Here is an 11,019-nt window from a genome sequence, read left to right on the forward strand (position 1 = left end):
GCCGGCGCACGCCCGCGCGTGGGCCGCGCGGCACCGCTCCAGCAGCCTGCCCCACGCGCCGTCGCGGCACCGGTCGGGGAGCGGGGTGAGCGCCCGGCCGTACTCGATCCAGTCCAGCGCTGTCCCTGCGTCGCCGGCGCGAAGCGCGGTCTCCGCCCCGACTCTGGCCACCTCCCGGTCTTGGACGCGCGCGTGCGCCTGGAGTTCGAGGTGCCGTGTGGTGACACGGGAACCGGGGCGAGCCGGGGTGCGGCGCAGTGCGCGATAGGCGCCGTGGTGGTCGTGGTCGGCCAGGGCGCGCAGAGCCACGCTGTGCCGGGGTTCGAGTGTGGCCAGCGAGGGCGGCCCGAGGGGGGTGACCGTGACGCAGTGGGCGAGTAACCGGTCGGTGCCCGCGACCGTGGGAGACGCCGCCTCGGAGACCCCCGCTGGGCGGTCGGGGATCCGGTGGAAGGGAGGGGTGCGGAGGGCCGGATCGGGAGCGATGCGGACGCCGCCCCGCATCGAGGTGCTTTCGGCGGTGTCGCCGCCGGCCGGCGCATGCAGGGGCGGGTGGCCGGGTGAGGAGGCTGCGGCCTGCTCCAGTCGGCGGGCCAGTTGCGCCCATAGCGAGTCGGGAGTGAAACCGGACCGCACCCGGCGGGCCTGGGACGCGGCCGCGCCGTGTTCGCCCCTGCTCAGGTGGATCTTGGCTCTCAGCAGCCGGGCGGTGGCCTCGTCCGCGGCCGGGGCGCCGCCGGAAGCCGGGGCTGAGCTGAGGAAGGCCGCGGCTTCGCGGGCCATTCCCGCGGTCAGCAGAGCTTCGGCGTGGTCGAGGTGCAGCGAGGCCCGGCGGCTCGCGGGCACGAGCCGGTCGGCGCGGGCGAAACGGGAGACGGCCCGGGCGATGTCGCCACCGCGGACCGCCAGGCAGCCGAGGTTCTGCAGGATCAACCCCCGCAGGTGATCAAGGGTGTGCTCCTCCGTGAGCGCCAGAGCGCGCCGCAGGTCCGTATCGGCTTCCGGGAACCGCCCGGAGTACATCAGTGCCAGTCCCCGGTTGCTGAGCAGTCCGGCCAGTACCCGGTCGTCGGTCCGGGGGCGCAGCAGCTCGCGCGCGGCGTCGAAACCGGCGATGGCGGTGTCGAAGCGGCCTCGCTGAGCGGCGGCGACTCCTTCGTGCACGAGCACGAGCGCTTCGGCGGACCTGCTCCCGGCGGCCATACGCTCCAGGGAGGCGCCCGAGATCCCGCCCCCGCCCCGCAGGGCCCGCATCCCCAGGTGCGAGACGCGGGCGAGCGCCGCGGACTCGACCAGGCCGGCCCGCTCGGCGACAGCGGCGGACCGGCGCAGCAGCCGGTGAGCGGACTCGGCGTCACCGAGTTCGCGCAAGGCGAGCCCCATAAGCCGCAGCGCGGTGGAGCGCGCCTCGGGGCCGGGAGCTCCGGAAAGGACCTCCTCGGCGTGTCGCAAGGCGCGCTGGGGACTGCGCGCGACCAGGGTGACCGGAAGGTGGACGTGCTCGGGGAGGGGAACCGTCATGAAGGCCTTTCACCGTTGGGGGATCGAGGGGCGAGCCGGGGACGGTTTCACAGGCAAATCGCGGTTCTGCCCGGCGGGACGTCGTTCGCGGCGGTCACAGTGACAGCACTCTACGGAACCGGAGCGCAGCAGGGGAGCGGATTTCGGCCCGGGGTTTCGGCCCCGCCCAGCAGAGCGATCCGTGCGCTGGTCACAGGGGGTTCGCGCGGTGTTCGGCAGGCTGGCCGCATGTGGACGGCGTGTGGCGGGCGCGGTGCGGGGCATGACCGGCCGCAGCCGGCCGCGCCTCCGGTCAGACCGCCATCCAGCGTGTTGTGACCGCGGCCCGTCCCCGCCGCTGGAAGACCAGGCTGACCGGCCCCTTTGGGACGCCGCGGACCACGAAGGCGCCGTCGGCGTCCACTTCGTGGCGGGTCACCCGATACGGGCATCTCACCTCCACTGCGGGTGCTCCCGGGGGCGTCAGGCGGCCGACGATGTCGCGCCGGCCGTCGGATGCCGTGATCTCCAGCCGTACCTCGACGCCCGCGGCGCGGAGGCACACGTAGCGTGGCGCGGCGGCGAAATCGCCCGTGTCGCGTAGTCCCTGGTGCGGGGTGTCGGCGGAATCCTCGTGCACGTCGGCGAACATGGAGTCGGCGCGGCGCTTGGCGAAGGCCGCGTGCACCGACGCGCGCATGCCCGCCGGCATGGGACCCGGCCGGTCGTCCCCGCGTAGTTCGGCCAGGAGGCGCTCGTCCTCGGCCGCCTCATCGTCGTCGGGCATCTCAGGCGCCTTCCCACTGGTACTGGTCGATGAGCAGCCGGCGCAGCCGCCGGCGTACGCGGCGCCTGATTCCGGCGACCTCGTGCGGGCGCAGTCCGGCGAAGTCGGCGACATCCGCCGCCGGCGACCGCGGCGCGTAGAGTTCCAACGCCGCGACCGTTCGGTCGGGCTCGCCGAGCTCCGCGATGGCCCGGTGCACCCGTCGGTCGCGTTCGGCGTTCAGGTGGAGCGTCTCGGGATCGCGGCCGCCCGGTCCGTCGAGCAGGCAGGGATCGGTCGGTGTGGCCCGCCGCGCCAGGCGCACCTGCTTGCGGCACTCGTAATGGGCGGCTGTGGCGAGCCACCCGCCGACACGGCCGGGCTCGCGCAGACGCGAGAGGTTCTCGGCGAGGTTGAACCAGACCGTCTGTTCGGCGTCCTGCGCGTCGTGCAGGGACAGTCCGTAGGAGCGCACCACCGACCAGACCTGGCGGGAGTAGCGGTCGATCAGCAGTTCCCATGCCGCGGTGTCGTTGGCGTGGGCGCGTTTCACCAACTCCTCGGTGGGTAGCTGACTGCCGGACTGGTCACTCACCCGTACCCCCCGAGGATTCGCGGCTTCCGCCACACGTGGAGGATTACGTTAACCGCTGGGCTCGGGAAATGCGGTGTGGAGGGCCGGAACCGGTCAACGTGCCTCTGGCGCGGTGGGTGCCCGTGGGGCACAATAGGGCGAGGAGAGCACCCATACGGACATCTCCTCTGTGGGTACGAGGGCGTCGGGGAAGCGCACTCGTTCGTATCAGGAGGTTCGGTGTCCGCACGTGGCGTCTTGTACGTCCACTCCGCGCCCGCGGCGCTGTGCCCACACGTCGAGTGGGCGGTCGCGGGCGTAGTAGGCGTGCCTGTGAAACTTGATTGGGATGCTCAGCCGGCGGCTCCGGGTACTCATCGCGCCGAGCTGAACTGGCAGGGTGCTCCCGGCACTTCGGCCGCTATCGCTTCGGCCTTGAACGGCTGGCAGCGGTTGCGCTTCGAAGTGACCGAAGAGGCCACCCCCGGCTGCGACGGTGTGCGGTACAGCTACACCTCTACGCTCGGTATCTTCACCGCTGTGACCAGCGCGTCCGGTGAGGTCATGGTGCCCGAGCCCCGGCTGCGCAACGCGATGGAGCGCGCCGCCGCCCAAGGGATCGACCTCGCTGAGGAACTCGACCGGCTTACCGGCCGGGTGTGGGACGAAGAGCTGGAGCCGTTCCGCTATGCGGGCGACGGCGCACCGGTCCGGTGGTTGCACGCGGCCGGATAGTTCCGGCGTCCCGCGATGCCCCGTCATCGATCGTTGTCCTCGTCATGCTCCCGCGGCGGAGGGGGCCCGTAGAAGGGCTCCTGGCCGTGGCCGCTCACGGATCCGGCCAGTGTGAAGATGAACATGAATCCTATGGGGATCAGCGGCCAGAACGGTAGCAGTTCCCCGGCGAAGGCGCTGGTGACCGCCCAGATTCCCACCAGGATGAAGGAGATCGACGCCAGCCCTCGCCAGGGTTCGAGGCGCTTGCGCCATACTTCGGCCCTCTGGTCGGAGGCTCCCGCCTCGGCCGGCTCACGCTCGGAGGGCCGCGCCGGCGGCGCCGGGATGTCACAGGTGAGTGCGGTGAGATCGCCCATGGTCACGGCGCGCATGGCCCGGTCAAGGCGGTCGCTGTACTCGTCGAGGCTGAGCCGCCCCTCCTGCAGGGCGTGTGCCAGCCGCTCGGCGGTGGCGTCCCGGTCGGCGTCCGAGGCGCGCATCCGCTCCGGTGGTACCTGCCGTTCTTCGTCCACCTTCGCCCCTCCCTCCGATGATAGTCCACGGCCGACATTTGAGCGGGGGCTTGGCCGGGCGGCGGCGGGATTACGCCGCGGTGCGGAACGTGTCCGCTGAAGAGGGCCCGCGGTGCCGGCGACCGCCGCGGCCGGGAGCGTGCCGCGCGGCGCCACCGCGCAGGGGCGGTGCCCGGTGACGGTTGAAAACGGACAGGCTCACCTGCGGCTACCGGAGTTCTCATCGGGCCAGATCGCGGCGGCGATCAGGATGGCGGCCCAGATACCGAGCGGCACCAGCGGCCAGAAGGGCAGCAGTGTTCCGCCCATAATGCTGGTGACACCCCAGATCCCGGTCATGATGATGGCGCCGCCGAGCCACCAGCGCCATTCGTCGACCCAGTCCTTCCACGGCGAGGCGATCGCGGAGTGCTGCGCCGCAGCTCCGACCAGTTCCCCCTCCTCCCGCTCCGCGGGCGAGGGCGGTTCGGGCAGATCGGCGATGAGCGCGCGCAGTTCACCGATGACAACAGCGTTCATGGCCTTGTCGAGGCGGAGTTCGTATTCGGCAACGTCAAGGCGGCCTTCGGACAGAGCGACAGCGAGACGTTCTGCGGTGGCGTCTCGGTCGGTATCCGAGGCGCGCATACGACTCTCAGGGACGCGTTCGTCGTCCACCGCCCACCCCCTACCGCATGTTGATGGGGCTTTTCACGATACGCCGCAGCAGGGCTAGAGGAAAGCGGTCCAGCCGGGGACAGTGGCGTGAGGTGCGTGGAGGCGCACTCCGCCGCTTCCCGCCCCGCCTTCGGGCGCTGACCGCGTGCGGAAGCCCGCAGACCCCGGGCGCGGTTCCCGGTCGGTCGGAAGTCGTGCGTGATACTCATCACACAGTGTTTTCGGGTCTGCCAGAGGCGGCGTGGCTTCAGGGCCGCGCGCGCGACGCCGTCGTCCGATGCCAGTGGGCGATGGCGGCGCCGGTGGCGGGGTCGGCCGCCGCGACCAGCCCGGTGTGCTCGAAGCCCCCGGTGTAGGGGAAGGCCGCGCCGTCCAGTCTGCTCAGGTGGGCACCGGTCTCGGTCAGCAGCAGCTCGGGGGCCGCGACGTCCCAGTCCCGGACCGGTACATCCTTCACGAAGAGCTGCGCCGTTCCCTCCGCGATCCGGCACAGCTTGAGTGAGATGCTCCCGCACTCCAGATATGCGGTGTAGCCGAAACGCTCGTACACGGCGCGGGTGATTCCCTGCGGGCGAGGGGTGTTGTCGGTCAGGACACCTGTTCCCAAAGGGGCCGGGCCGTTGGCCGGAAGGGGAACCCCGTTGGCGGCCGCTCCCCGCCCGCGTACAGCGGTGTACAGCACGTCCGTTTCGGGAACGTGGATCGCGGCCATGACCGGTCGGCCGCTGCTCACCAATGCCGCCTGCGTGACGTAGCCGGAAAAGCCGCCCACATAGCTGGCCGTGCCGTCGATCGGATCGATCAGCCAGTAACGAGAGGGCCGTCCGGACTCCGGTGCGAGTGACGCGGGATCCTCCTCGCTGAGGACCGGGATGCCACTGTCGATGGCGGCGAGCCGGGAGGCCAGCGCCTCGTGGGCCATCGCGTCGGCGCGGGCCTTGAACTGGCTCCCTTCCCACGCCCCCTTCGCCGCCCAGGGGGCGGAGCGCCACTCGCGCAGCAGCGCCCCGACTTCCCGCACCGCAGCGGACACGGACCCGGGGAGCGCACCCGGGCCGGGGCGGAACCGGTGGCCGTTCACCGTATCGGCGGGATCGTCGGGACGAAGCGCGTGACGTGGCCGGGACCGGCGTCTACGGGCTCGATCTCGTGCGAGGCGAAGTCCTCCTCGTCCAGGAACTCATCGGCCCAGCGGCGTACCATGACCACGCCTTCGCGCCATTCGTCGCGCAGCCGAGGACCGCCGCCGACCGCCTGCCGCAGTAGACCGGTGACCTCGTCAACGCCGGCGGCCGCGGTCAACGGCGCGGTGGAGGAGAAACGCGGGTTGATCTCGAAGATGCGCGGCTCGCCCTCAGCGTCGAGCGCGAGCTGGACGTTGAACGGTCCATCGGCGCGCAGTTCCTCCTGGACGGCGCGGCACACCTCCAACACGCGCTCGTTGCGCCGGGTGACGGCGAACTTGGTGACGCCTCGCTTGAGGATGACCTCCTTGGGAACGACCGCTTGTACCGCGCCGTCGCGCCAGGCCACTACCGAGACGGTGTACTCGGTGCCGAGGATGTGCTCCTGGACGATGAGGTCGTCGGCGGAGTACGGGCCGTCGGCGATTAGCCGGTTCAGCTCCTCGGCCGAATCGCATACGGCCACCCCGCGGCTCCCGCGCCCTGACCGCGGTTTGACCACCAGGGGAAGCGCCGGGGCGTTAGACCATTCGGAGGCGAGACGGGTCTCGGGGACGTTGAACCCGGAGACGGCGAGCCGCCGCATGAGAGCGTACTTGTCCAGGCAGGTAGCGACGAAGTCCGAGCGCGGCAGCAGTACGGCGATCCTCTCGTCGGTAAGGGCGTCGACGGAGAGCAGCTCCTCGTCCACCAGGGGGATGATCGCCACGGCGTTCTCCTTCAGGCAGATCCCCCGAATCTCCGGATAGAACTCGTCGGTGTCGCCGGGGGGAACGAGGTAGCTGCGGTCCGCCAGGTAGAGGCCGGGCGCGGTGGCGTCGATATCGGTCGCGACGATCCGGTACCCGTGTCGGCGCAGTTGCAGGATCGTGCCGGACGTCGACGGTGAACCCGCGGTCGTGACTACAACGGTCGGATGCTCATGAAGCTGTTCAGCGGACACCGGTAACCTTTCCGCTCGACGTGGGTGTGTGCGGCGGGAATCCCGATGAGGGTACGCCTCTTGCTCCGTTTTCACCGAGCGTAACTTATCGGTCGGTGACATGGCTGGTAATGGCCGCTTTCGGCTCCCAAGACAACCAACAGCCTTCACTGTGCGTGTAAGGGAAGGTGGAGTAGCGGCGAACCGGACCGCTGTTCTGCGCTGCTCTCAGAGTGCTCCGAACCGGTCGGTCAGGAACGATTCCAGCCCTTCGGTGCCGGTGTAGTGGTGGGCGTCGATTCCCAGCCGCTTGGCGGCGAGGAAGTTCTCCTCGCGGTCGTCGACGAACGCGGTCTCCTCGGGTGTAAGGCCGAGGGTCGTGAGCACGTGGGTGTAGACCGCGGGGTCGGGCTTGCAGACCCCCAGGTCGCAGCTGAAGAACAGGCCCTCGAAGGAGGCCAGTGCGGGGGAGCGGCGCAACGTGCCCGCGATGTCGTGCGGAGCGTTGGAGAGCAGCGCGAGCCGGACCCCTCGGGCGGCGAGCCGGTCGAGGAGCGCGCAGCTGGCCGGCGAGACGTAGAGCCAGGAACCGACGTCGACCGCCCACAGCGACTGCTTGAGCGCGGTGTCCGCGGCCGTCTCCGACCCCCACTCCGCGCCGACACGCCGGGCTATGCGTTCCCAGTACTCCGCCGGAGCCGCGCCGGCGTCGAAACGGGGCCGCTCCGCCCAGTAGGCGGTCCAGAAGTCCTCGGCCGGCACCCCCGCGAGGCGTTCCAGTTCGGCCCGCGCCTCGGGCGGCTGGGGGCGGGAGATCACCTCGCCGTAGTCGAACACGACCGTGGTGATGCGGGGGCGAGCGGTGCTATCGACTGACATGTGCATTCACACCTCATCGACGTTTGTGGAACAGCAATACAGACATATTTTATGTGCGAATTGTGTTCCATCGTCCCTTGGCGTACAAGAGGGCCGCCTCGCGGAGGAGGCGGCCCTTCGGCGTACAGGGATCACTTCTGTTCGAACACCGGGGTGATCGTCGCGCGGCCGATGCCGTGGAAGAAGAGGTTGAACCCGAGGTAGGCAGGGGTCGCGGAGTCGTCGATACCCAGCGACTCCACGTCCACGGCGTGCACCACGAAGGTGTAGCGGTGCGGTCCGTGCCCTCCAGGCGGGGCAGCGCCTATGTAGCGCCTGGCTCCCGCATCGTTCCGGAGGGTGACGGCCCCGGCGGGCAGCCCTGATCCGCCCTCGTCGCCGGCTCCCGAGGGAAGCTCGGTCACCGTCGCGGGGATGTCGAACACGGCCCAGTGCCAGAACCCGCTGGCCGTTGGGGCGTCCGGGTCGAAGCAGGTGACGGCGAAGCTCCGGGTCTTCTCGGGGAACCCGCTCCACGCCAGATGCGGCGATTGGTCTTTGCCGCCGGCGCCCATGATGCCGCTGCCCTGGGGCATCGGAAGGGGCTGGCCGTCGGCGACGTCATCGCTCGTCACGGTGAACGACGGGAGGTCGGGCAGGAAGTCGTACGGAGAAGGGGGTTGTGCCACGGGAATACCTCCTGGTCTCGTCTTGGCTTGCTCCCCACGATTATCGTGCGAAGCGGGGCGGAGGCTAAGCGGTGTTCACGATCTGAAACACCTCGGCCATGCGGCCGTCGCCGAGGCCGCCCGCCGCCGCGTTCGACGCCAGCCAGCCGCGCAGGGCGGTCTCGAGTTCCGCGAAGTCCTTGACCTGGCTGGCGTGCGAGGCGAGCGCGGCCATCTTCCGGTCGACGACATCGGTGACGTCGGAGTAGTGGTTCGGGGAAAGGCCGTTGGCCAGCCACACCTCGGGTACGGTCCACGGCTCCAGGCCCTCGGCGGCCAGCTCGGGGTGGGCGTGCGGGTTGCGTGCGTCCGGGTAGACCGCGTTGATCCCGGCCTCGCCCGCCGCGAGATGGTCGGGATGGCTGGGGGCGATGCGCTCCCAGTTGCGCTCCGGGCTCGGGAGCACCATGCGGTGCGGGCGCACCTGCCGGATGACCCGGGCGATGTCGCGGCGCAGGTCGAAGGAGGGGGTGAGGCGCCCGTCGGGGTAGCCGAGGAACCGGACATCGTGCACTCCGACGATCTCGGCGGCCTTGCGCTGCTCGGCGCGCCGCCTGGTGGCCATGTCCACCCCGCTTCCGGTCCGGTCGTCACCGCCGGCGTCACCATCGGTGACCATCAGATAACTGACATCGGTTCCTGCGTCCGTCCATCGGGCGACCGTGCCCGCGCACCCGAAATCCACGTCATCGGGGTGGGCCATGACGACCAGAGCTCGTTGGGCGTCCTTGTCGACCGGCATGCGCGCTCCCCTCATCGGCCCGGACGGTCCGAGCCCCCCTCATGGTAGGAAGGCCGACCTTCGGGGACCGATCCCACCCGGGCGCGCCAAGGGGTGTCGAAGCGGACAGCGGGCAGGGCGTCCTTGGCGCGCAGGCGGCCGCCGTGCCACACATCGCGCCGGTTTTCAGGCCGTTTCCGCAGGGTAGTCCTAGCCCAATCCGGGGAGGCAAAGCGATGAACGATGACCTCGCCCCCGGCACACGCGTTCCCGTCGCGATCATCGGTGCCGGGCCGGTCGGACTCTCCCTGGCGCTGGGCCTGGCCCGCCAGGGAGTTCGGGCGGTCCTCGTCGAACAGGACGGTGGTACGAGCGACCGCTCCAAGGCTCCCACCATCCACACGCGTACCCGCGAGATCTTCCGCGGCTGGGGTGTGGAGCGGCCGATGGTCGACGAGGGCGAGCTGGTAGGCGACCTGCGGGTGCGCTCCGCCGACTCCGGGAACGAAACACTGTTCTCCCTGGACTTCTCCGAGCTCGACGACGAGGCCGACCGCCCGGGCATCCTGTTCCTGGAGCAGGGGCGCATCGAGCGGTTGCTGCTGAGAGCGGTACGCGAGTCAGGTCTGTGCGACATCCGCTTCGGCACGGAGCTCGTGGGGATGGACATCGCCGAGGACGGGGTGAAACTCACGGTCCGCAGGGCGATCGGGGAGTACTCGTTCGAAGCCGGCTTCGTTGTCGGCTGCGACGGCGCGAACGGGTTCGTCCGCGGCGCGCTGCGGCTGCCCTTCGAAGGGATCACCTATCCGGTCCGGCCCGTGCTGGCGGACGTCCGGGTGGCCGACGAGCGCAACGCGCTGCCGTGGCCGCGGCTGCACAATGGGCGCGGCGGCCTCGCCTCGGCGATCCGACTGCGCCCCGGGCTCTGGCGGATCGTCCGCCTCGCCGGCAACCCGGGACAGAGCGAGGTGGTGCCCGACGACGAGGTGCGCGAGCTCGCGGCCGACGTTTTGGGGCCGGGACCGGTGGAGGTGGTGTGGGCGGGCAGATTCCGGGTCCACCGGCGGTGGAGTCCGCACTTCAGGGTCGGCAACGTCCTGCTCGCAGGCGACGCCGCGCACGTCCACCCGCCCCTTGGCGGGCACGGGATGAACGTGGGCATTCAGGACGCGGCGAACCTGGCCTGGAAACTCGCCCAGGCGCTGTCCGGCGGAGACGTCGAGCGGCTGCTCGAATCCTACGACGTGGAACGCAGGGAGATCGTGGGCACCGTGTCGCGGTGGGCCACCGTCAACAGCCTGCTCTTCCTGCAGGCGCCGCTGATCGTCCGGACGGGGATGCTCCGGTTCGTGCCCGCGATGTTCGCGGTCCCGCACCTCCGTCGACTGAACTTGCGGCGCGTGGCGATGCTCGATCTCACCTGCCCGGCTTCCCCGCTGATGGACCACGAGGAGCGCGCCGCGGGGATGCGGTTGCCGAACCCGCTGCTGCGCTCGGCCGAGGGGGCGGACGTGCGGCTGTACGACCTGCTGCCGAACGGGGCGGCACTCATTGAAGTGGGTCGGGGGGCCGGCGCCGATGTGTCCGAAGGCGATCTGCCGGTGGACAAGGTCGTCCGTATCGGTCCGGGCGGCTACTTCGACCCGACCGGGCTGCTGCGCGGCCTGCTGAGGGAGCAGGAAGGGTGGATCCTCGTGCGCCCGGACGGGCACATCGCCTGGGCGCGGCACCGGTCCAAGGGGATGGGGGAGGCCGCCCGGCACGCCCTCGGCATGAAGAGCTGAGCCGCCCCTGCCCGCGATCCCGCGGCACCGGGAGACCGAACGCAGCGGCCCGGAACCACATCGCCGCCGCTG

11 protein-coding genes and 1 pseudogene are annotated in these 11,019 nt (G+C 70.7%); 2 read left to right on the top strand and 10 right to left on the bottom strand.

The annotated features are described in order from the left end of the window. The 3 genes and pseudogenes from VS93_RS19185 to VS93_RS19195 all read right to left on the bottom strand — a co-directional run. Positions 1-1,521: pseudogene (locus tag VS93_RS19185) on the bottom strand (hypothetical protein); the annotation flags it as partial. 292 nt (positions 1,522-1,813) lie between these two features. Continuing rightward, a complete protein-coding gene (locus tag VS93_RS19190) occupies positions 1,814-2,287 on the bottom strand; it encodes a hypothetical protein (protein WP_046471289.1) in 474 nt (157 codons plus the stop codon). Position 2,288: 1 nt separating this feature from the next. Continuing rightward, a complete protein-coding gene (locus VS93_RS19195; RefSeq protein WP_046471290.1) occupies positions 2,289-2,861 on the bottom strand; it encodes an RNA polymerase sigma factor in 573 nt (190 codons plus the stop codon). A gap of 219 nt (positions 2,862-3,080) precedes the next feature. On the opposite strand from VS93_RS19195, the gene VS93_RS19200 reads away from it, so the two are divergent. After that, complete coding sequence (locus VS93_RS19200; RefSeq protein ID WP_046471291.1) at positions 3,081-3,575, top strand: DUF3145 domain-containing protein; 495 nt, start codon at positions 3,081-3,083, stop codon at positions 3,573-3,575. A 23-nt stretch (positions 3,576-3,598) separates the two neighbouring features. On the opposite strand, the gene VS93_RS19205 is transcribed toward VS93_RS19200, so the two are convergent. From VS93_RS19205 to VS93_RS19235, 7 genes are all read right to left on the bottom strand, one after another. Continuing rightward, on the bottom strand, positions 3,599-4,090 hold the full coding sequence (locus tag VS93_RS19205) for a DUF1707 SHOCT-like domain-containing protein (RefSeq protein ID WP_082127022.1): 492 nt from the start codon (positions 4,088-4,090) through the stop codon (positions 3,599-3,601). Positions 4,091-4,288: 198 nt separating this feature from the next. Next, positions 4,289-4,717 carry a DUF1707 SHOCT-like domain-containing protein gene (locus VS93_RS19210; RefSeq protein WP_046471292.1) on the bottom strand — a complete coding sequence of 143 codons (429 nt, stop codon included), beginning with the start codon at positions 4,715-4,717 and terminating at the stop codon, positions 4,289-4,291. A 277-nt stretch (positions 4,718-4,994) separates the two neighbouring features. Beyond that, positions 4,995-5,780: a 3'(2'),5'-bisphosphate nucleotidase CysQ family protein gene (locus VS93_RS19215; RefSeq protein WP_236700617.1), complete on the bottom strand. Its 786-nt coding sequence runs from the start codon at positions 5,778-5,780 to the stop codon at positions 4,995-4,997. Positions 5,781-5,824: 44 nt separating this feature from the next. Further along, complete coding sequence (locus VS93_RS19220) at positions 5,825-6,874, bottom strand: ATP-grasp domain-containing protein (RefSeq protein ID WP_046471294.1); 1,050 nt, start codon at positions 6,872-6,874, stop codon at positions 5,825-5,827. Between the two features lie 207 nt (positions 6,875-7,081). Further along, positions 7,082-7,732 carry an HAD family hydrolase gene (locus tag VS93_RS19225; RefSeq protein ID WP_156184924.1) on the bottom strand — a complete coding sequence of 217 codons (651 nt, stop codon included), beginning with the start codon at positions 7,730-7,732 and terminating at the stop codon, positions 7,082-7,084. 131 nt (positions 7,733-7,863) lie between these two features. After that, a complete protein-coding gene (locus VS93_RS19230; RefSeq protein WP_046471296.1) occupies positions 7,864-8,400 on the bottom strand; it encodes a YbhB/YbcL family Raf kinase inhibitor-like protein in 537 nt (178 codons plus the stop codon). A 64-nt stretch (positions 8,401-8,464) separates the two neighbouring features. Continuing rightward, on the bottom strand, positions 8,465-9,181 hold the full coding sequence (locus VS93_RS19235; protein ID WP_046471297.1) for a PIG-L deacetylase family protein: 717 nt from the start codon (positions 9,179-9,181) through the stop codon (positions 8,465-8,467). Positions 9,182-9,396: 215 nt separating this feature from the next. On the opposite strand from VS93_RS19235, the gene VS93_RS19240 reads away from it, so the two are divergent. Then, positions 9,397-10,947 (top strand): FAD-dependent oxidoreductase, encoded by a 1,551-nt coding sequence (locus tag VS93_RS19240; protein WP_046471298.1) that lies wholly within the window; start codon positions 9,397-9,399, stop codon positions 10,945-10,947. Positions 10,948-11,019 lie beyond the last annotated feature (72 nt).

It is taken from the genome of Allosalinactinospora lopnorensis (assembly GCF_000981225.1).
In the GTDB taxonomy this organism is placed as follows: domain Bacteria; phylum Actinomycetota; class Actinomycetes; order Streptosporangiales; family Streptosporangiaceae; genus Allosalinactinospora; species Allosalinactinospora lopnorensis.